Genomic DNA, 20,749 nt, shown 5'->3' on the forward strand with positions numbered 1-20,749 from the left:
GTCGCATGATTCATAGCCGAAACCCGGCTCGGTGCGCTGCCGCTGGATTGCGCGAAAGCGGTAGCAAAGGTCCCTTGCTCTCCCCGGAGGCGCTAGCGTGATCTTGCAACGCTGCTTTCGACTGGGGAGTTGAACGATGAAGCAACGTGGATCGATCCTGTCCGTCTTCACCCTCACCCTCGCCGCGGTCCTCGGCGCGGCCCTGCTCACGAACCTCGGCGGTGAGACCACCGAAGCCGGGAGCGATGCCGGGTTCGCCGGGTCAGGTCGTGTCGTCATCCGTGACGCGGCGATGGTGCTCACCATGGATCCCGGCCTCGGCGAAGGACCGCTCGGCGCTCTCGCCGACGCCGACGTCGTTCTGGAAGGCACCAAGATCAAGCAGGTCGGCAAGGACCTCGACGCGGGCTCGGCGAAAGTCGTCGACGGCCGCGGCAAGATCGTGTTGCCCGGCTTCGTCGACCTGCACAACCACCTCTGGCAATCGCTGATCCGCGGCTGCGCGGCGGACAAGGAACTCATCGGCTGGCTCGGTAAATGCGTCATTCCGTTGTACCGCGCACCGGTGACGGACGCGGACGCGTACGCGGGGACGAAGCTCGCCGCGGCCGACGTCGTCTCGACCGGCATCACCACGGTCACCGACTGGTCGCACGCCTTCAACACCGATTTCGCCAAGGGCGGCCTCCGCGCGCTCGGCGAGTCGAAGCTGCGGTTCCTCTACTCCTACAACGGCACCACCGATCCCGCGCTGCAGAACGAGATCCGCCGGGTGAAGCGCGAGGTCATCGATCCGAACCCGTTGGCGCGCCTGCAGATCGGCACCCATCCCTCCACCGGGAACTTCCCGAGCGTCGAGGCCTCGGAGAAGCTCGCGCGCGAACTCGGCGTCTCGCTGAACGTGCACCTGCTCGAATCGAAGGCCGACCTGACCGCGGGGCAGATGGACGCGCTCCGGCGGGCGAACGCGCTGCACCCCGGGCTGGTGGCGAACCACGTCATCCAGACCACCGACGCCGACCTCGACGAGCTGGCGGCCGCCGGTGTCAGCGTGGCGCACAACCCGCTGTCGAACATGCGGCTCGCGTCGGGCGTGATCCGGCTGCCGGAAATGAAGAAACGGACCATGAAGGTCGGGCTCGGCCTCGACGGCGGCACCAACGACACGAGCGACATGTTCAACGTGATGCGCGCGGCCGTCGGTCTCCAGCGGGCGACCGCGACGGATCCGGCGGTCTATCCGACCACCGCGGACGTCTTGCGCATGGCGACCCTCGGCGGTGCGGAAGCGCTCGGCATGGACAAGGAGATCGGGTCGCTGACGCCGGGCAAGCGGGCGGATCTCCAGCTGGTCGACGCCCAGGCGGTCAACTTCGCGCCGAAGGTGGACTGGGTGAATCAGCTGGTCTTCAACACCCAGCCCGCGAACGTCTCGTGGGTGTTCGTCGACGGCCGCGCCCTCAAGCGCGAAGGCCGCGTTGTCGGCATCGACACCGCGAAGGTCGTCGCCGACGCCCAGGCCGCCGCGGACCGCCTGAAGAAGCTCCTGCCCCAGTGACCCCACGCGTTTCGTCCTCTGAATGCGGTAGTTGCACGCGCAAGGATCGCATTCAGAGGACGAAACGCGGGTCAGTGCTGGAGGGGGAAACCACCGCCGATGCCTCGCCAGGCGAGGTTGGCGGTGAGGGCGACGGCCTCTTCGCGGCTCATCGACTTGTGGTGCGCCAGCCAGAACCGCGCGCTGACCTGCGAAAGGCCCACGAGGCCGACGGCGAGCAGCCGGGCCTTGTCCTCGTCGAGGCCCGCGTCGGCGGTGATGGTCTCGGTGATCGCGTCGACGCTGGCCGACGTCGCCCGGTCCACCGCCTCCTGCACGGCGGGCTCGCCGCGCAGGTCGGATTCGAAGACCATGCGGAACGCGCCGGCGTCGTTGTTGACGAAGTCGAAGAACGCGCCGACGGTCGCCGGCACACGCTGCTTGTTGTCCGTCGTGGAGTCGAGCGCGTCCTTGACCCGCCGCACCAGTTCGTCGACGTGGCTCTCCAGCAGCGCGATGTAGAGGTCGAGCTTGCCGGGGAAATGCTGGTAGAGGACCGGCTTGCTGACTCCGGCCTCTTCGGCGATCTCGTCCATCGCGGCGGCGTGGTATCCGTTCGCGGCGAACACCCGCTGCGCGGCGGCCAGCAGCTGGGCGCGGCGTTCCGTTCTGGGCAGGCGAACACCTCGGGCCTGCAGTCGCGCCATGTCTGTCATCGTTCCTCCAGTTCGAGGCACTCGTCTCCGCCGAGAACGCGTCAGCGCAGTCGAGCGGTGCTCCACGAGGCGGGGTCACCACCGCGTGAAGTGAGGTCGAGATTACTCGCCGGTACAGCCGGACCGCCAAGGGTCAGGCATCCTTGATGCTGTGTCTTCTCCAGTTTCTCGTGCCGCCGGGGGCCGTCCGCCGCTGACCCATGTGCCGCTTTCGCGCAGGTCGTTGCCGTCGCTGGACCCCGCGCCGCCCCCTTGGCCCGGGGAAACAATAGGTGTCGCCGGGGTGAAATTGCACATCCGCCGGACGCCGGGCGGCTCGGAGACGGCCGTCTACGTGCACGGTCTCGGCGGTTCGTCCACGAACTGGACCGACCTCGCCGCGCTGCTGGCGCCCCAAGCGAGCGGCACCTCCGTCGATTTGCCGGGTTTCGGCTATTCGGAGCCGCCCGACGGGTTCGACTTCAGCCTCGACTCGCACGCCGAGATCGTCGCGAGCCACATCGAGAGCCTCGAAGCGGGGCCGGTGCACCTGTTCGGCAATTCGATGGGCGGCGCGGTCGCGCTGCTCGTCGCGGCCCGCCGTCCGGAGCTGGTGAAGACGCTGACGCTGATCTCTCCCGCGATGCCGGATCTCCGGCCCAGTATGAAACGGCTGTCCGACCCGCGGATGGCGTTCGCGTACCTGCCGCTCATCGGTCCGAGGGTGCGACGGCAGCTGGCCGCCCTAGGCCCGCGTGAGCGCGCCATGCAGGTCATCAAGCTGTGCTTCGCCGATCCGAGCCGCTTCGCCGACAGCAGGCTGGACGAGCTCGAAGAGGAACACAGCGCTCGCGCCGCCTTCGCCTGGGCCGCCCCCGCGCTGGCCCGCAGCACCTTCGGCATCTTCCGGACATGGTCCGCCCGGGGGCCCGCGTCGCTGTGGGCGGTCGCGCCGACCGTCGACGCGCCGACGCTCGTCGTGTGGGGGCAGCACGACCGGGTGATCTCCGTCCGGCGCGCCGAGCGCACCGCCCGGCTACTCCCGCACGCGCGGTTGCTGGTCCTTCCCCGAACCGGCCACGTGGCGCAGATGGAACGCCCGAATGTCGTAGCGAAGGCCGTTTTGGGTATGTGGGAAGCGGTCGAATCGGGCACCTGGTAACCCATTCGGGTGAGCGGAACACGTCGTGCCAAGCGCCGGTCGCTCACAACATCACAGTTCGGTTATGGCACCCTGGTGCGCGTGGATCGGGTAAAGCAAGGCGCGCAGGGCGAAGGTCGGCGGTCTCAGTACTCCGCCTCCGCCCGTCGTCCGCCGCGCGCCCAGCCCCGGACCGCCGACGCGCCGCGCACCGGCCAGTACCGGCCGACGCCGCCGCCATCGCAGCGGCTCGACGAAGACCGCTACCGCCCCGGCGGCCGCCGGACCAGCGCCCAGCCGCTCAGCGCGTCCTGGAAGCCGCACGAGACCGGTGCTGCCAAGGCCGCCGCCAAGCGCAAGCGCAAAGGCGGCATCGGCCAGTTCGCCAAGACCTACGGCTGGCGGGTGTACGCGCTGCCGATCCTCGTGGTGATCACCGCGTTGGTCGTGTTCAACACCGCCACCGGCCCGCCCGAGCCGATCGCCACGGATGGGACGAGCCTCGCTTCGGCCGATGGATCCGACGGTTCCGCCGGCAACGGCGGCGAGCCGGGCGCTGGTGTCGACGGTGGTGGCGACGTCCTCCCGGAGAACCCGGCCAAACCGGTCGACCTCAAGATCCCGACCGCGGACCTGCCCAAGGGTGGCGACTTCACCGAGTCCGGCCAGGGCACCTTTCACGTGGTGCCGGGCAAGGGCGACAAGGTGGGCACGGGCCAGCTGTTCACGTACACCGTCGAGGTCGAGGACGGCATCGACCCGTCCAGCTACGGCGGTGACGACAGCTTCGCCACGATGGTGCAGGGCACGCTGTCCAATCCCAAGAGCTGGACGTGGGACGGCAAGAAGGCGCTCCAGCGCGTCGACGCGAGCTACCCGAACCCCACCTTCCGGGTGAGTCTCACCACACCGAACACCACGCATCGCGCGGACGTCTGCATGTTCCAGATCACCTACGAGACGTCTTGCTACCGCTCGAGTTTCGACAAGCGCGTGGTGATCAACCTCGCCCGCTGGGTGCGGGGGGCGATGGCCTTCGAGAGCGACATGACGGGGTACCGCCAGTACGCCATCAATCACGAGGTCGGGCACGCATTGGGCGGAAAGCACGTGGGCTGCCCGGAGAACGGCGCGGTCGCGCCCGTCATGATGCAGCAGACCTTCGGCGTCTCGAACGACTTCGTGGCGCAGCTGAACAATCTCCCCGGCGGCGACCGCGGCAAGGTGCCCGCGGACGGCAAGGTCTGCAAGCCGGGCTCCTGGCCGAACCAGACACCTTAGGCCACGCCGTCTCATCTGCTGGACTGCTCCCAGGATCTGGGACAGGGGAAGGCGTCCGGGCCTTTCCGTGTTGTAGATACTGGGATGCGACCCGCGATCCACGCGAGATGGAGGACCCGATGTCAGGCACGCTGCCGCCGCTCGTCGAGCCGGCCGCCGAGCTCACCAAGGAAGAGGTGGCCCGGTACAGCCGTCACCTGATCATCCCGGACGTCGGGATGACCGGGCAGAAGCGGCTGAAGAACGCCAAGGTGCTGGTCATCGGTGCCGGTGGCCTCGGCAGCCCGGCGCTGCTGTACCTCGCCGCGGCCGGGGTCGGCACGCTCGGCATCGTCGACTTCGACGAGGTCGACGAATCCAACCTGCACCGCCAGGTCATCCACGGCCAGTCCGACATCGGCAAGCTGAAGGCCGCGTCCGCGCAGGAGTCGCTCGCCGAGATCAACCCGTTCGTCAAGGTGCACCTGCACACCGACCGGCTCGAGTCGTCCAACGCGCTGGAGCTGTTCGAGCAGTACGACCTCATCCTCGACGGCACCGACAACTTCGCGACGCGGTACCTGGTCAACGATGCCGCCGTGCTCACCGGCAAGCCCTACGTGTGGGGTTCGATCTACCGGTTCGAGGGGCAGGCGAGCGTGTTCTGGGAGGACGCGCCGAACGGCAAGGGCCTCAACTACCGCGACCTCTACCCCGAGCCGCCGCCGCCCGGCATGGTCCCGTCGTGCGCCGAGGGTGGCGTGCTGGGCGTGCTGTGCGCGTCGATCGGCTCGATCATGGTCAACGAGGCGATCAAGCTGATCACCGGGATCGGTGAGCCGCTGCTGGGCAGGCTCGTCAGTTACGACGCGCTGGAGATGAAGTACCGCGAGGTCAAGATCCGCAAAGATCCGGAGACCCCGAAGATCACCGAGCTCATCGACTACGAAGCGTTCTGCGGTGTCGTGTCCGACGAAGCCGCTTCGGCCGCTTCGGGACACACGATCACTCCGGCGGAGCTCAAGGCCAAGTTCGACAACGGCGACAACTTCGCCCTCATCGACGTCCGCGAGCCGCACGAGTACGAGATCGTGAACATCAAGGGCGCGACGCTGATCCCGAAGGACCGGATCCTCTCGGGCGAGGCACTGTCGGAACTGCCGCAGGACAAGCCGATCGTGCTGCACTGCAAGTCGGGCGCGCGTTCGGCGGAGGCGCTCGCGGCGCTGCACCAGGCCGGGTTCAAGGACGCGACCCACCTCGGGGGCGGCGTGCTGGCGTGGGCGCGGCAGATCGACCAGAGCCTGCCGACGTACTGACGTTTTGCGCGTGAAGGCCCCCTTCCCTCGGCTGAGTCGAGGGAAGGGGGCCTTCACGCGCGGGTGGTAGCAAAGGTCCCTTGCTCTCTTTCTGCAGGTCGGCGGGTGACCGTGTGGATTTCGGGTCATCTGACGCACCAAAATCCACACGGTCCGTAGGCGCCGTTACGCGGAGTGCTGGGTGTGTGGAAACGGGGACACTCAACGTCCCTATTTCCACACACCCCCAGCCGCCGCGGTAGCAAAGGTCCCTTGCTCCCCCGAGCGTCAGTAGCCGAGCGAGCGGCCGGTGAAGATCCCCCGCACGAAGGCCGTGAACCCCGCCAAGACGTCGGTCCGGTTTCCGCGGGGTGACTTCGGCACGGCGGCGATGATCTCGGCGTCGGTCAGCGGATGGGTCTTCCCGGCCAGCTCCCGCAGCTCCTCGGGTTTCCAGTTGTGGTTCCCCGCGACGTGCACCGACAGTGCGCCGCGCCGCTGGATGAACTCGATCCGGTCCTTGTTCCGCCGGAGGAACTCGCCTTCGCCGACTTGAGCGCACGTCGCGTTCTCGAGGCGCCAAGCGGTCTTCACCGACGTCTCGCAGCTCTCGACGGCGTCGGTCGCGAAGGTCCAGACAGGCGAGATCCACAGCTGCGGCGCGTACTCGACGATCAGCGATCCGGAGTCTTCGGTCGCCTTGGTCGGCAGCCGCTGAGCGCCGAGGTCCGCCGCGAGGGTGCGGTCGTGCGGGACACCGGTCGAGGCGAGGCGCCGGGCGGGAGTGTCCGGGGGCAGCGCGGCGGGGACGGCGATCCCGCCCGCGACCAGCGCGATCAGAAGGACTCCCGCGCCGATCCGGACGACCGGCCCTCGCGCGAACAGACCCGCGACGAGCAGTACCGGCACTCCTAGGAACGGCGCCGCGAACCGCGGGTCGAACGCCTCGGCCACCTCCAGCACGAAGATCGCGCCGAAGACACCGCAAAGCCCGGTCGCGAAGGCGAACGCCAGCCGCGGCCAAGGTTTCGCGACGGACGGAAAAGCCTCCGGAGCCGCGAAAACGACGAGGTAGACCACCCCGATCGACACGAGCGGCACCGGCAGCGCGATCCAGGGAACGTGCAGGAACGCGGCGAGCGGGAGCAACAGGCCCGCGGTGAGCGCCCCCAGCGTGCCGAGCAGCCACAGGGAGCCGAGTGCGAGGGCGGTGCGCTGAGCCGTTCGGGGGACCACGGTCGAAGAATGGCAGGTCAGAAGCGATCCTGTCTTGAGTATCGCTACTCAAGACCAGCGCGTCTTCTCGTTCGTGGCGCGGGAGACGGGGTAACGTGCCGAGCCGTGCGTGCCACCCTTGAAAGCCCTCCGGAACACGTCTGTTCGGCGTTCGGCGGACGTACCGGTGACGCGGAACCGCTGCCCGGCACCACCGCCTGGCGCTACAACGATCTCGTGCTCAAACCCGTCGTCGACAAGTCGCGGACCCTGTGGACGGCGCGGGCGCTGGAAGCCATCGCCGAGCCGGGGCTGCGGGTCGCGAAGCCGGTCCGGTCCAGCGACGGCCGGTGGGTGGTCGGCGGCTGGTCGGCGAACCGGTTCGTGTCCGGCACGGCCGAGCACCGGTACGACGAGGTCGTGCACGCCGCGGTCAAACTGCATCGCGCGACGGCCGGGTTGCCGCGGCCGGATTTCCTGGGGCGGCGCACCGATATCGAGGCACTGGCGGACAAACTCGCCTGGGGCGAGGCGGAAACGTCGCTCGACGAGAACAAGGGCGGCCGCTGGTTCGAGGTGCTCGCCGGGTCGCGAAGACCGGTCAAACTGCCGGACCAGGTGGTCCACGGGGAACTTCTCGCCGGCGTGCTCTTCGACGGCGACGCGGCCCCCGGCATCGTCGATTTCGTGCCGTACTACCGGCCGGGGGAATGGGGCGCCGCGATCGTCGCGGTCGACGCGCTGGCCTGGGGCGGCGCCACCATCGACCTCCTCGAACGCTGGGCGCATCTGCCCGAGTGGCCCCAGCTTCTCCTGCGGGCGGTCCTCTTCCGCTTGGCCGCCAACGCCCTCGACCCGCGGTCGACCCGGGCGGCGCACGACGGACTTCGTGCCGCCGCCCGGGACGTGAGCGCCGTACTGTAGGTCACTCGGTGCGGAGGTTCTCCGTCTTCGCCGCCGCGCGCACGGACGGCACCGTCGAGGCCGTCACCAGCAGCACCATCGCGATCGCCGCCGCGGCGAGCAGCACGACCGCGGACCAGTCGACGTACAGCCCGTCCCAGAACAGCCGCCTGCCCAGCGCGGCGACGGCGATCCCGGTCGCCGTCGCGACCGCGATGCCCAGCACCAGCGGAATCCCGTTCTGCCACAACAGGGACCGGACGATCACCCGGACCGGGACGCCGGTCGCGGACAGCGCCCCGAGCGCCCGGCGCCGTTCCCGGACCTGTTCCTGGGCGAGTACCAGCAGGCTCACGCCTGCCAGAAGCAGGACCAGCAGCGCGCCGCCGAGCAGGATGCTCCGCGCGTCGTCGAACATCCGGGCCTCGTCGGTGGCCCGCTCGTCGTTGTAGGCCGCCACGGCGACCTGCCCGCTGTACGGGGCCACCGAATTCCGCACCAGTTCGACGAAATCGGGGTTCCCGGGCGTTCCCCGCAGGCTCACCGTGAGCGAGGTTCCGGACAGGTCGACGCCCGTCATCGCGGCAGGCGTCGCGAGCACCTGCGGCCCGAGCTGCTCGGCGAGCCCCGACGGCTTCGCCTCGAACGGTCGCGGCGTGGCGGGAGCGGTCCAGGGCTGCTGCCGCTTGTCGTCGTCGGTGAGTCGCAGCGACTGTCCTTTGTGGAGCAACGACGGGCCGGCGAACACGTCACCGTCACGGCACCCGGTCGCGGTGGTGGCCGCTTCGATCGTGGCGCAGTCCGCGATGGCGAACGAAACGAGCGTGCTGTCCGCGTCGACGAACAGCGAGCGCATGGCCTGGAAATCGGCCGCGCCGGGCACCGCCCGGACCGCGGAGATCGCCTGTTCGGCCACCGAGCCGCCGGCATGGACGGTGGTCCGGCCGCCGGACCGGTCCTGGTAGCGGGCCGTCGTCGCCGCCTGCCCCGTCAACGCGCTCTGCAGCGCGATCGCCCCGGCGAGCACCACGCAGAGACCCGCGACCACCCGGGCCGGGGTTCCGCTGTCGTTCCGCAGACGGCGGATCGCGAGCTGGAACGACGGCGGTCCGCCCTTGATCCGGGTGACGACGCGCTCCAGCAGCCACGGCAGCACCGCGGGTATCCCGAGCATCAGCAGTACGGCACCGGCGATCAGCGCCATGCGGCCGAGCTCGCTCGCGACGCTGAAATCCGGGGCTATCAAAGCGATTCCGGCGACGATCGGCAGCAGCCGCCACCACAAGCGCCGCTTCGGCGGCACGGTTTCGCGGACGACCCCGAGCGGTTCGACGACCGTGTGCCGCTGTGCCGCCCAAGCCGCCGCCACGGTCAAGGCGGGGACCACGAGCACGATCAGCACCACCAGCGGCCAAGGCGGCGTCAGGTCCGCCGGGTACAGCCCGAACCGGAACACCTGGAAGTCCGCCACCGCGCCGCGGAAGAGCAGGAACGACACGGCCCCGGCGACCAGCCCGGCCACGGCACCCACGAGGGATTCCGCCGCGGTGATCCGGTGCAGCTGTTTGAGGGACGAGCCCGCCAGCCGCAGCGCGGCGAGCCGCCGGTCGCGGGCGGCGCCGCCGAGCCGGGAGACCGTCCCGACGAAGATGAACACCGGCGTGAGCAGGACGAAGAGACCGATCAGCAGGAGCGAGAGGATGCCCCGCTCGAACGGCGTTTCGTAGCCGGGAGGGGCACCGAAGGCATACACCGCGACGCCGTTCCGCGGATTGCCCGTGCCGGCGTAGACGACGAGATCGTTCGGATTGAGCACGGCTTCCGCGTCGATGATCCCGACCGGCTTGCCGGGCAGACGTGGCCGCAGCAGGCCGCTGGTGTCGGCCGCGACGAGTTCGTCGAGCTTCGGGGACAGGAAGACCTCGCCCGGCGCGGGCAGCCGGTCCACCCCCGGTGGGATCGGCGAGTTCGGCCCGGTGGCTTGAAGATGGACGAGCGAGATCGCCTGACCGCGGAAGTCGGTCGTCGTCGCGTGGTAGTTCAGCGGTGCGACACCCGGGATCTGTTCGTGCCGCGGGGAAGCGGCGTACGCCCGCTGGTCGCGGTTCTCCTTGACGGTGCCCGCGGAGGCGCCGATCAGGAGGACCGCGACCGCGAGCCCGATGCCGACCGTGCTCAGGACGAGCCTGACGATCGAGCCCCGGCCGCCCCCGACGGCCAGCCGGAACCCCAGCAGCAGGTCTTCGCGCCCGGTCATCGGGTGACCACCGGTTCGCGGGTCCGGCCGTCTCGCACGATGACCTCCCGGTCGGAGTAGGCGGCCACCCGCGGTTCGTGGGTGACCAGGACGACGGCGGCGTCGGTCTGTTTCGCCGTCTCGGAAAGCAGGCGCATGACCAGCTCACCGCTGAGCGAGTCCAGCGCGCCGGTCGGTTCGTCGGCGAAGATCACCGACGGCTCGGTGACCAGCGCCCTGGCCATGGCGACCCGCTGGCTCTGCCCGCCGGAAACCTGGCCGGGGGTGCTGTCGCCGGCGTCGCCGACCGTCAGCCGGTCGAGCCAGGTCCGCGCGATCCGCTCGGCGGGACGGCGTTTCATGCCGCCAAGGCGCAGCGGGAGGGCGACGTTCTCCAGACAGGTCAGCTCCGGGACGAGCTGCCCGAACTGGAAGACGAAGCCGAATTCGGTGCGCCGCAAGGCGCTGCGTTCGGTGTCGGACATGCTCGCGAGGTCCTTCCCCCGGAAGAGCACCTGGCCTTCGTCGGGCCGCACGATCCCGGACAGGCAGTGCAGCAGCGTCGACTTCCCGGAGCCGGAGGGGCCCATGATCGCGACGATCTCGCCGGCTTCGAGCGTCAGCCCCGCGCCGTCGAGCGCCTGATTCGGGCCGAAGGCCTTGCGCAGGCCGAGCCCGTGTAACAACGGTGTTTCCACTGTGTGGTCCCCAGATCAGCGAGCCAGCTGGCGCGCGAGGTCGTCGAGGCGCGCGGCGGTGAGTTCCAGCCACCGCAGATCCGCCTCCAGGTGGAAGAGCGCGTGGTCGCAGATCAGCTGGTCGGCGAGGTCACCGTCGGCCTTGCGGGCGGTGAGCTCGCGCATGGCGCGCAGGTGGGAGCTCCGCTGGGCGTCGAGCAGATCCTGCGCGCCGCGTCCGGACAGCAACGCGAGCACGACCTTGGTGTAGAGCGTGTTCTGCAGGTAGACCGAGGGGCTTTCCGGGCTTTTCAGCCATTCCTCGACGTTGGTGACGCCCGCCTCGGTGATCGCGTACCGCTTCCGGTCCGGTCCGCCGCCCGCCTCGACGCCGTTCTCCTCGACCAGGCCGTTCTTCAGCAGCCGGTTCAGCGTCGAGTAGACCTGCCCGTAGTGCAGCGGGCGGTCTTGCCGGAACTGCTTGTCGTAAAGCTGTTTGAGGTCGTAGCCGTGCTTCGGGCCGGCTTCGAGCAGGCCGAGCAACGTGTTCCCGATGGACATGCGAGCGACTATACACACTGTGTATACGCACGGTCTATACATCGAGTGTATAGCTGCTGAAGGGGACTTTCCCCGTATCTCACGCGGCGAGGGGACCCTTCGTCGCGTGAGATGCGGGGAAAGTCCCCTTCAGCCCATCCCGACCTGTGCCGCACCGAGAGGTGTCGCGAAAGCCACTTTCGAGACGTCAGGTGTCCCGAAAGTGGCTTTCGCGACGCGGCCAGGGGCGTGTGCAGGTCCGCCAAGGCTCGCGCCCCGACCTCACGGTGTGACGTCCATCGGCGGCGGGCAATGTCAAACGCCTGAAACATTCAGGAGTTTTCAGGTAACACGGCCTACCTACCTTCAAGCGCTATCGACGCCTGGAGGAGGTGCCCGTGCCGCTCGCCGCCCCCGCCGTGACCGCGGTGGACACGCACTGCCCCTACTGCGCCCTGCAGTGCGGGATGAGCCTCGACGGCGCCCGGGTCGCCCCGCGCGACTTCCCGGTCAACGCCGGCGGCCTCTGCCAGAAGGGCTGGACCTCGGGGGAGCTGCTCACCTCGCCGTCCCGCCTGACCACGCCGCTGATCAGGGTCGACGGCGAACTCCGGCCGGCGACCTGGGACCAGGCCCTAGACCTCGTCGCGAAGCGCCTCACCGAGATCCGCGCGGCCAAGGGTGCCGACTCGGTCGCCGTTTTCGGCGGCGGCGGGCTCACCAACGAGAAGTCGTACCTGCTGGGGAAGTTCGCCCGCGTCGCGCTGGGCACCTCGCAGATCGACTACAACGGCCGGTTCTGCATGTCGTCGGCGGCCGCCGCCGGGATCAAGGCGTTCGGCGCGGATCGCGGGATGCCGTTCCCGGTCACGGATCTCGCCGACGCCGACGCGGTCCTGCTGATCGGCGCGAACCCCGCCGAGACCATGCCGCCGTTCACGCAGCACCTTCGGGGCGCGGATCTGATCGTCGTGGACCCGCGTCGTACACCGACCGCCGAGCTCGCCGGACTGCATCTGCAGCCCGCGCCGGGCACCGATCTCGCGCTGGCGCAAGGCATCCTGCACGCCGTCGTGGCCGACGGCCTGCTCGACAAGTCCTATGTGGTCGCGAGGACGAACGGCTTCGAAGAGTTGTGGCGGTCGGTCGCGGCCTGGTGGCCTGAACGCGTCGAGCAGATCACCGGCGTCTCCGCCGCCGACCAGCGTCGTGTCGCCGCCAAGCTCGCCGCGGCCCGCAACGCCTACGTCCTCACCGCGCGCGGCACCGAACAGCACGCCAACGGCACCGCGATGGTCAACGCCTGGATCAACCTCGCGCTCGCCCTCGGCCTGCCGGGGCGCAAGGGTTCCGGGTTCGGCTGCCTGACCGGGCAGGGCAACGGACAGGGCGGACGTGAGCACGGGCAGAAGGCCGACCAGCTGCCCGGCTACCGCAAGATCGACGACCCCGCCGCGCGCGAATACGTCGCCGGGGTCTGGGGTGTGCCACCGGAATCCCTGCCGGGGGCGGGCCGTTCGGCCGTCGAGCTGCTGGAGGCGCTCGGCACCGAAGACGGGCCGAGCGCGCTGATGGTGTTCGGCAGCAACCTTGTCGTTTCCGCGCCCGGCGCAGGGAACATCCAAGACAGGGTGTCCTCTTTGGACTTCCTGGTGGTCTCGGACCTCGTCCTGTCGGAGACGGCGGCGATGGCCGACGTCGTCCTGCCGGTCACCCAGTGGGCCGAGGAGGACGGCACGATGACCAACCTCGAAGGCCGGATCCTCCTGCGGCGCAAGGCGATCGATCCGCCGTCCGGCGCGAAGACCGATCTTTACGTGCTTTCCGAGCTCGCCCGCCGGTTCGGCCAGCCCGAGGGGCGGTTCCCGGCGGACGCCGAGACCGTCTTCACCGAGCTCCGGCAGGCCTCCAAGGGCGGCGTCGCCGACTACTCGGGCATCACCTACGACCGGCTCCGCGACGGCGAGGCCCTTTACTGGCCCGTCCCGGCGGAATCACATCCCGGCACGCCGCGGATGTTCCTCGACTCCTTCGCCCACCCGGACGGCCGCGCGCGATTCGTCCCGGTGGACCACGTCGGCCCGGCCGAACCGCCGGACGCCGAATTCCCCTTGCAGGCCACCACCGGGCGGGTCCTGCAGCACTACCAGTCCGGGGCGCAGACCCGGCTGGTCAAGGAACTCAACGACGTCGTGGCGGAGGCCTTCGTGGAAGTTCATCCCGACACCGCTGCCCGCGCGGGGCTGGCCGAGGGCGACCTCGCGCTCGTGCGCTCCCGCCGCGGTGAGACCGTCGCACGCGTTCGCTGCGTGGCGTCGCTGCGTCCCGATCTGGTGTTCCTGCCGTTCCACTTCCCCGGTGAGGGCAGGGCGAACCTGCTGACCAACCCGGCGCTCGACCCGACGAGCCGGATGCCCGAGTTCAAGGTGTGCGCGGTCGCGCTCGCCCCGGCCGAGGTGCTCGCGTGAGCCCCCGGTCGGTGGTCATCGCCGGATACGGGATGGCGGGTGCGAGGCTCGCGGACGAGATCCAGCGCCGCGACCCCGAGGGCGAGCGCGTGCGGCTCACGGTCGTCGGCGCGGAGGAACACACCGCCTACAACCGGGTGCTGCTCTCGTCGGTGGTCGCCGGCACCATGCGGCCCGAGGCCGTCCGGCTGCACGACGACGAATGGCCGTCCCGCGCCCGCGCCGACCTGCGCCGGGGCGTCTCCGCGACGTCGATCGACCGGGACGCGCGCCGGGTCCATCTCGACGACGGGTCCACTGTGGACTACGACGCGCTCGTGCTCGCCACCGGCGCCAACCCGTGGATGCCGCCGGTCGAAGGGCTCGAACCCGGTCCGGACGTCGTCGCGTTCCGCACCCTCGACGACTGCGCCCGGATTCTCGACGCCGCCAGGCTGGGCGCGCCGGTCGCGGTGCTCGGTGGCGGGCTGCTCGGCCTGGAGGCGGCGCGAGGCCTCGCCGGACGCGGGAACCTCGTGACCGTCGTGCATCCGATGCCGCACATCATGGAACGTCAGCTCGACGCGGAATCCGCGCGGGTGCTGACCAGGAAGCTCGAAGAACTCGGCGTCGCCTTCCGGCTCGGTGTCGGGGCCGCGCGCTACGTCAGCGGCGACGGGCTCAAACTCGACGACGGCACGCACGTGCCCGCCGATCTCATCGTCGTCTCCACCGGCGTCCGGCCCGAGACCAAGCTGGCCGTGGACGCCGGGCTGACCGTCGAAGGCGGCATCGTCGTCGACGATCTGCTGCGCACCAGCGACGGCCGGATCCACGCGATCGGCGACTGCGCGAAGCATCCGGGCGCGTTCGGCGGTCTCGTGCAGCCCGCGTGGGAACAGGCCACCGTCGTCGCGGATCTGGTCACCGGCACGAAATCCGCGTCACGCTATCGCGGCACCCAGGCGGTGACACGGCTCAAGGCCCGCGGCATCGATCTCACCGCGCTCGGCGAGACGATGACCGGCGCGGACGACCCGACCGCCGAAGTGCTCACCTTCAGCGACCCGGCGGGTTGCCGCTACGGCAAGCTCGTCATCCGTGAAAACCGGGTGGCCGGGGCGATCCTGCTCGGCCTGTCCGACGCGGCCGCGACGATCACGCAGCTCTACGACCGGGGCACCCCGGTGCCCGAAGACCGGCTGGCGGTCCTTTTAGGACGCTCGCTGCCGCCGGGCGCGCCGTCGGCGGCGAGCCCGGCCGATCTGCCCGCGTCGGCGGTCATCTGCCGCTGCAACGCGGTGACCAAGGGACGGCTCGTCGAAGCGTGGCGCGGCGGCGCCACCGACGTCCCCGCCCTCGCCGGGGCGACCCGCGCGACGACCGGCTGCGGCGGCTGCAAGGACGCCGTGAGCGGGGTCGCGAAATGGCTGGCCGCCCAGTGAACCCGAACGCATCCACCAAGGAGGACCTCATGGAAGCTCGTGGAAAGCGCTGGATCGAGCACTGGGATCCCGAGAACGAGCGGTTCTGGGAGGAGACCGGGAAGAAGATCGCCCGGCGGAACCTCTGGTTCTCCATTCTCGCCGAGCACATCGGTTTCTCCGTCTGGACACTGTGGTCGGTCATGGTCCTGTTCATGGGCCCGCAGTACGGGTTCTCCGCCGCCGACAAGTTCCTGCTGGTCTCGACCCCGACGCTGATCGGCGCGCTGATGCGGCCGCTGTACACGTTCGCGGTGGCGAAGTTCGGTGGCCGGAACTGGACGATCGTCAGCGCGTTGCTGCTGCTGGCGCCGACGATCCTGGCGGCGATCGCGATGGAGCCGGGTACCTCGCTCGGCACGTTCCTGCTGATCGCCGCGCTCGGCGGCGTCGGCGGCGGGAACTTCGCGTCGTCGATGACCAACATCAACGCGTTCTACCCCGAGAAACACAAGGGCTGGGCGCTCGGGCTCAACGCGGGCGGCGGGAACCTCGGTGTGGCCGCGATCCAACTGATCGGCCTGCTGGTCATCGGCACCGTCGGCGCGACCGCGCCGCGAGTGGTCCTCTACATCTACATCCCGCTGATCGTGGTCGCCGCGACCTGCGCGTACTTCTTCATGGACAACCTCTCCTCGATGAAGGGCGACACCAAGGCGATGCGCGAGGTCGTCAAGGACCCGCACACCTGGGTGATGTCGTTCCTCTACGTCGGCACGTTCGGTTCGTTCATCGGCTACAGCTTCGCCTTCGGCCTGGTGCTGCAGAACCAGTTCGGCCGCACGCCGCTGCAGGCGGCCGCGGTGACCTTCCTCGGACCGCTGCTCGGTTCGTTCTCGCGACCGACGGGCGGCTGGCTGGCCGACCGGATGGGCGGCGGCAAGATCACCTTCGTGACGTTCGTCGGCATGGCCGCGGCGACCGTGGTGCTGATCCTCGCGTCGACGTCGAACTCGCTGGCGCTGTTCACCGTCGCGTTCATCGTGCTGTTCGTGCTCACCGGCATCGGCAACGGCTCGACGTACAAGATGATCCCGGCGATCTTCCGCGCCAAGGCGAAGGTCGCGATCAGCGAGGGCGCGGACGAGACACTGGAGATGCTCAAGGCGCGCAAGCTCTCCGGCGCGCTGATCGGGCTGGCCGGCGCGATCGGCGCACTCGGCGGGTTGTTCATCAACCTGGCCTTCCGCCAGTCGTTCGCGGACACGAAGAGCGGGGTGCCGGCGTTCGTCGCCTTCCTGGTCTTCTACGGCCTGTGCTTCGCCGTCACGTGGGCGGTGTACCTGCGCAAACAGCAGTCGGAGGTGGCGAGCACCCGAGGCCTGGCGCTCGCCGGAGCGGAGGTCTGATGCGGAAACTCGTCGTCGTCGGACATGGCATGGTCGCGCACCGGCTCGTCGAAGCGGTGCGCGCGGAGGACAAGGCGGGCGCGTGGCAGGTCGTGGTGCTCGCCGAGGAGGCGCGGCCCGCGTACGACCGGGTAGCGCTGACGTCCTATGTGGACACATGGGATCCGGCCTCCCTCGCCTTGGAGGGAGCGGACTACGCGGGTGACCCGTTGGTCGAGCTGCGGCTCGGTGACGCGGTCGCCTCGGTGGACCGGGACCGCAAGGTCGTCGTCACCGAGGCCGGATACGAGCAGCCGTACGACTCGCTCGTGCTGGCGACCGGTTCGCGGCCGTTCGTCCCGCCGGTGCCGGGTCACGATCTCCCCGGCTGCTTCGTCTACCGGACGATCGAGGATCTCGACGCCATCCGGGAAGCCGCTCAGCGGCCCGGCCGCGGACGTCGTTCGGCGGTGGTCATCGGTGGTGGGCTCCTCGGGCTGGAAGCCGCGAAGGCGTTGCGGGACATGGGACTCTCGCCGCACGTGGTCGAGATGGCGCCGCGCCTGATGCCGCTGCAGGTCGACGAGGGCGGCGGCGGCCTGCTCCGGCGGCTGATCACCGACCTCGACGTGACCGTCCACACGGGAACGTCGACCGACGCCATCGAGCCGGACGGCACCCGCTACCTCGCGAAGCTGGGCAACGGCACGGAACTCGACGTCGATCTGGTCGTCTTCTCCGCCGGTATCCGGCCGCGCGACGATCTGGCGCGTTCCTCCGGCCTGGACGTCGGCGCACGGGGCGGGATCCTGGTCGACGACACCTGCCGGACGTCCGACCCCGCGGTGTACGCGATCGGCGAATGCGCGGCCGTCGACGGCAAGGTGTACGGCATCGTGGCGCCCGGTTACGCGATGGCGGAGATCGTCGCAGCACGGCTGACCGGCGGCGAGGGCAGTTTCCCCGAGCCGGACATGTCGACGAAGCTCAAGCTCATGGGCGTCGACGTCGCCAGTTTCGGTGACGCGCACGCGGCGACCGAGGGCGCGCTTGAGGTGGCGTTCAACGACGCTGTCGCCGGGACGTACAAGAAGCTCGTCGTCTCGGACGACTCGAAGACGTTGCTCGGCGGTGTCCTGGTCGGCGACGCGAGCGAGTTCAACACGCTGCGCGCGATGGTCGGCAGGCCGCTGCCCGCCGAACCCGGCGCGATCCTCGCCCCGGCGGGTGGGGGAGCGGCGGTCGGCGTCGACGCCCTGCCGGACGCCGCGCAGATCTGTTCCTGCAACGCGGTTTCCAAGGGCGCGATCACGCACGCCATCACCGAAGAGGGCTGCGATTCGGTCGCCAAGATCAAGGGCTGCACGCGGGCGGGCACGGCCTGCGGATCGTGTGTCCCGCTGCTGGGCAAGCTGCTGACGGCGTGCGGTGTCGAGCAGTCGAAGGCGTTGTGCGAGCACTTCACGCAGTCGCGCGCGGAGCTGTTCCAGATCCTGCAGGCCACCCGGATCACCACGTTCAGCGAGATGATCGACCGCTACGGCACCGGAACCGGCTGCGCGATCTGCAAACCGGCGATCGCGTCCATCCTGGCCACCCTGGGCAACGGGCACATCCTCGCCGGCGAGCAGGCGACCCTGCAGGACACCAACGACAAGTTCCTCGCGAACCTGCAACGCAACGGGACGTACTCGGTGGTCCCGCGCATCCCCGGCGGCGAGGTCACGCCGGAGAAACTCATGGTGATCGCCCAGGTGGCCATGGATTTCGGGCTGTACACCAAGATCACCGGCGGGCAGCGGATCGACCTGTTCGGCGCCACCGTCGACCAGCTGCCGCTGATCTGGCGGCGGCTCGTCGACGCCGGGTTCGAGTCAGGGCACGCGTACGGGAAGTCCTTGCGCACGGTGAAGTCGTGCGTCGGTTCGACGTGGTGCCGCTACGGCGTGCAGGACAGCGTCGGGCTCGCGATCGAGCTGGAGCTGCGCTACCGCGGCCTGCGCTCGCCGCACAAGCTGAAGTCGGCCGTTTCGGGCTGTGCGCGGGAATGCGCGGAGGCGCGGAGCAAGGACTTCGGCGTCATCGCCACCGACAAGGGCTGGAACCTTTACGTCGGTGGGAACGGCGGCGCGACCCCGCGGCACGCGGATCTGCTCGTGTCCGAAGTGGACACCGAGACACTGATCCGCACGATCGACCGGTTCCTGATGTTCTACGTCCGCACGGCCGACCGCCTGCAGCGCACCGCGCCGTGGGTCGAGGAGATGGAAGGCGGGCTCGACCACCTGCGCGCGGTGATCGTCGACGACAAGCTCGGCATCTGTGAGGACCTCGACGCGGCGATGGCCAAGCACGTCGGCGACTACGCCGACGAATGGCGCGGCGTGCTGGAGGATCCGGAGAAGCTGGCGAAGTTCAGCTCGTTCGTCAACGCGCCGGGCACCCCGGATCCGACGATCTCGTTCCGGACCGAACGCGACCAGAAAGTGCCAGTCCTGCTGGGCATCCCGGAGGTGAAACAGTGACGACCTCGATCCAGCGCACCTGGACCGCCGTCTGCGCCGCGGGCGCCGTCTCCGAATGGTCCGGTGTCGCGGCCTTGCTCGACGGCGGGACACAGGTGGCCATCTTCCGGCTCTCCGGCGACCGGTGGTACGCGCTGTCCAATGTGGACCCGATCAGCGGCGCGGCGGTGCTTTCGCGAGGCATCGTCGGTGACGCGGGCGGTGTTCCCGTGGTGGCTTCGCCGGTGTACAAGGAACGCTTCGATCTGCGGACCGGCGACTGCCTCGACGCCGAAGGGGTCTCGGTTGAGGCCTATCCGGTGCGGGTCACCGAGGGGGTCGTGGAGGTGGAATTCTCACCGTGACAGAGGTGCTTCCCCTGGCGGGATTCGTCATCGGGATCACGGCGGCGCGGCGGGCTGACGAGCTCGGCGCGCTGTTCGTGCGTAAGGGCGCGACCGTACGCTACGGCCCGGCCATCCGGATCGTGCCGCTCGCCGACGACACCGAACTGAGGGCGGCCACTCGGCGTCTGCTGGAGGACCGGGTCGACGCCGTCGTCGCGACGACCGGGATCGGCTTCCGCGGCTGGGTCGAGGCGGCCGAGGGCTGGGGCCTGGGGGAGGACCTGCTCGACCGGCTCGGGAATTCGTCGCTGCTGGCTCGCGGTCCGAAGGCGAGGGGCGCGATCCGTGCGGCCGGGCTTTCGGAGGATTATTCGCCCGCCTCGGAGAGCAACGCCGAAGTGCTGCGGCATCTTCTCGAATCCGGTGTGGACGGTCAGCGGATCGCGGTGCAGTTGCACGGCGAGCCGCTTCCGTACTTTGTGGACAGTCTGCGTTCCGCGGGCGCCGACGTGATCGAGGTGCCGGTGTACCGCTGGGTCGGGCCTGCCGATCCCGGCCCGCTGGACCGGCTGCTGGACGGCGTCCTCGACGGTTCGGTGGACGCGTTGCCGTTCACCAGCGCGCCCGCGGTGGCGTCCATGCTGGCGGTCGCGAAACGGACCGGACGGCTGCCGGGAATCGTGCGGGCACTGGAGAAGCGGGTCGTGGCGGCCTGTGTCGGGCCGATCACCGCGGCGCCGTTGGCCGCGCTCGGGATCCCGACGGTCCAGCCCGCGCGGTCGCGGATCGGGGCGCTGGCACGGACGGTGTCCGACGCGCTCGAATCCCGTTCGCCGCGGCTGATCGCGGGCGGGCGGAGTATCGAACTGCGTGGCCAGGCGGCGTTGGTCGACGGCCAGTGGTGTGACATCGCGCCCGCGCCGATGGCCGTGCTGCGGGCGCTGGCGGAGTCACCGGGGCGGGTGTTCTCCCGGCGGGAACTGGTCTCCGCGCTCCCCGACGGCGGCGAGGAACATGCCGTCGAGACCGCCATCGGCCGCCTACGGAGCTCCTTGGGGTCGCCGAAACTCGTCCAGACGGTGGTGAAACGCGGCTACCGCTTGGCCGTCGATCCGTGACTCCCGCATTTCGTCCTCT

16 protein-coding genes are annotated in these 20,749 nt (G+C 69.7%); 11 read left to right on the top strand and 5 right to left on the bottom strand.

All coding sequences use genetic code 11. The annotated features are described in order from the left end of the window. Positions 1-136: 136 nt before the first annotated feature. Entirely contained in the window at positions 137-1,558 is a 1,422-nt protein-coding gene (locus ACOCEP_RS16780; protein WP_482338258.1) for an amidohydrolase family protein, read from the top strand. Between the two features lie 71 nt (positions 1,559-1,629). Here ACOCEP_RS16780 and ACOCEP_RS16785 read toward each other — a convergent pair whose 3' ends face one another. After that, positions 1,630-2,253: a TetR/AcrR family transcriptional regulator gene (locus ACOCEP_RS16785; RefSeq protein WP_125680286.1), complete on the bottom strand. Its 624-nt coding sequence runs from the start codon at positions 2,251-2,253 to the stop codon at positions 1,630-1,632. Between the two features lie 283 nt (positions 2,254-2,536). Between ACOCEP_RS16785 and ACOCEP_RS16790 the strand changes: the two genes are divergently transcribed. From ACOCEP_RS16790 to moeZ, 3 genes are all read left to right on the top strand, one after another. Then, positions 2,537-3,394, top strand: coding sequence for an alpha/beta fold hydrolase (locus ACOCEP_RS16790; protein WP_482338260.1), 858 nt, complete (start codon positions 2,537-2,539; stop codon positions 3,392-3,394). Between the two features lie 81 nt (positions 3,395-3,475). After that, on the top strand, positions 3,476-4,654 hold the full coding sequence (locus ACOCEP_RS16795; protein ID WP_482338262.1) for a DUF3152 domain-containing protein: 1,179 nt from the start codon (positions 3,476-3,478) through the stop codon (positions 4,652-4,654). A 119-nt stretch (positions 4,655-4,773) separates the two neighbouring features. Then, a complete protein-coding gene (gene moeZ / locus ACOCEP_RS16800) occupies positions 4,774-5,952 on the top strand; it encodes an adenylyltransferase/sulfurtransferase MoeZ (protein WP_465416911.1) in 1,179 nt (392 codons plus the stop codon). A 267-nt stretch (positions 5,953-6,219) separates the two neighbouring features. Here moeZ and ACOCEP_RS16805 read toward each other — a convergent pair whose 3' ends face one another. Next, positions 6,220-7,167, bottom strand: coding sequence for a hypothetical protein (locus tag ACOCEP_RS16805; RefSeq protein WP_482338264.1), 948 nt, complete (start codon positions 7,165-7,167; stop codon positions 6,220-6,222). A 105-nt stretch (positions 7,168-7,272) separates the two neighbouring features. On the opposite strand from ACOCEP_RS16805, the gene ACOCEP_RS16810 reads away from it, so the two are divergent. Further along, entirely contained in the window at positions 7,273-8,070 is a 798-nt protein-coding gene (locus ACOCEP_RS16810) for a TIGR02569 family protein (RefSeq protein WP_482338266.1), read from the top strand. Position 8,071: 1 nt separating this feature from the next. Here the strand turns inward: ACOCEP_RS16810 and ACOCEP_RS16815 are convergent, their stop codons facing one another. From ACOCEP_RS16815 to ACOCEP_RS16825, 3 genes are read right to left on the bottom strand one after another with little or no spacing between them, the layout of a single operon-like run. After that, positions 8,072-10,306 carry an FtsX-like permease family protein gene (locus tag ACOCEP_RS16815; RefSeq protein WP_482338268.1) on the bottom strand — a complete coding sequence of 745 codons (2,235 nt, stop codon included), beginning with the start codon at positions 10,304-10,306 and terminating at the stop codon, positions 8,072-8,074. Continuing rightward, entirely contained in the window at positions 10,303-10,983 is a 681-nt protein-coding gene (locus ACOCEP_RS16820) for an ABC transporter ATP-binding protein (RefSeq protein ID WP_482338269.1), read from the bottom strand. The genes ACOCEP_RS16815 and ACOCEP_RS16820 overlap by 4 nt, the downstream gene beginning before the upstream one ends. Positions 10,984-10,998: 15 nt before the next feature. Next, complete coding sequence (locus tag ACOCEP_RS16825) at positions 10,999-11,523, bottom strand: PadR family transcriptional regulator (protein WP_482338271.1); 525 nt, start codon at positions 11,521-11,523, stop codon at positions 10,999-11,001. Between the two features lie 377 nt (positions 11,524-11,900). Between ACOCEP_RS16825 and ACOCEP_RS16830 the strand changes: the two genes are divergently transcribed. Genes ACOCEP_RS16830 through ACOCEP_RS16855 form a run of 6 tightly spaced genes read left to right on the top strand, consistent with a single transcriptional unit; the run spans position 11,901 to position 20,730 of the window. Further along, positions 11,901-13,970 carry a molybdopterin oxidoreductase family protein gene (locus tag ACOCEP_RS16830; protein ID WP_482338273.1) on the top strand — a complete coding sequence of 690 codons (2,070 nt, stop codon included), beginning with the start codon at positions 11,901-11,903 and terminating at the stop codon, positions 13,968-13,970. Beyond that, the gene (locus ACOCEP_RS16835; RefSeq protein ID WP_482338274.1) at positions 13,967-15,394 is read left to right on the top strand and encodes an FAD-dependent oxidoreductase; all 1,428 of its coding nucleotides are present in this window, start codon (positions 13,967-13,969) and stop codon (positions 15,392-15,394) included. The genes ACOCEP_RS16830 and ACOCEP_RS16835 overlap by 4 nt, the downstream gene beginning before the upstream one ends. Positions 15,395-15,423: 29 nt before the next feature. After that, complete coding sequence (locus ACOCEP_RS16840) at positions 15,424-16,782, top strand: nitrate/nitrite transporter (protein WP_482338276.1); 1,359 nt, start codon at positions 15,424-15,426, stop codon at positions 16,780-16,782. After that, positions 16,782-19,286, top strand: coding sequence for a nitrite reductase large subunit NirB (gene nirB, locus ACOCEP_RS16845; protein WP_482338278.1), 2,505 nt, complete (start codon positions 16,782-16,784; stop codon positions 19,284-19,286). Before ACOCEP_RS16840 ends, nirB begins: the two co-directional genes overlap by 1 nt. Next, positions 19,283-19,630, top strand: coding sequence for a nitrite reductase small subunit NirD (nirD, locus tag ACOCEP_RS16850; RefSeq protein WP_482338279.1), 348 nt, complete (start codon positions 19,283-19,285; stop codon positions 19,628-19,630). The genes nirB and nirD overlap by 4 nt, the downstream gene beginning before the upstream one ends. Then, positions 19,627-20,730 carry a uroporphyrinogen-III synthase gene (locus ACOCEP_RS16855; protein WP_482338281.1) on the top strand — a complete coding sequence of 368 codons (1,104 nt, stop codon included), beginning with the start codon at positions 19,627-19,629 and terminating at the stop codon, positions 20,728-20,730. The genes nirD and ACOCEP_RS16855 overlap by 4 nt, the downstream gene beginning before the upstream one ends. Positions 20,731-20,749: the final 19 nt, after the last annotated feature.

The organism is Amycolatopsis sp. CA-211722 (assembly GCF_056828465.1).

Bases quoted from the DNA above. Each gene is read 5' to 3' on its own strand.
- ACOCEP_RS16780 (WP_482338258.1), top strand. From the start codon at position 137: ATGAAGCAACGTGGATCGATCCTGTCCGTCTTCACCCTCACCCTCGCC.
- ACOCEP_RS16785 (WP_125680286.1), bottom strand. From the start codon at position 2,253: ATGACAGACATGGCGCGACTGCAGGCCCGAGGTGTTCGCCTGCCCAGA.
- moeZ (WP_465416911.1), top strand. From the start codon at position 4,774: ATGTCAGGCACGCTGCCGCCGCTCGTCGAGCCGGCCGCCGAGCTCACC.
- ACOCEP_RS16815 (WP_482338268.1), bottom strand. From the start codon at position 10,306: ATGACCGGGCGCGAAGACCTGCTGCTGGGGTTCCGGCTGGCCGTCGGG.
- ACOCEP_RS16825 (WP_482338271.1), bottom strand. From the start codon at position 11,523: ATGTCCATCGGGAACACGTTGCTCGGCCTGCTCGAAGCCGGCCCGAAG.
- ACOCEP_RS16840 (WP_482338276.1), top strand. From the start codon at position 15,424: ATGGAAGCTCGTGGAAAGCGCTGGATCGAGCACTGGGATCCCGAGAAC.
- nirB (WP_482338278.1), top strand. From the start codon at position 16,782: ATGCGGAAACTCGTCGTCGTCGGACATGGCATGGTCGCGCACCGGCTC.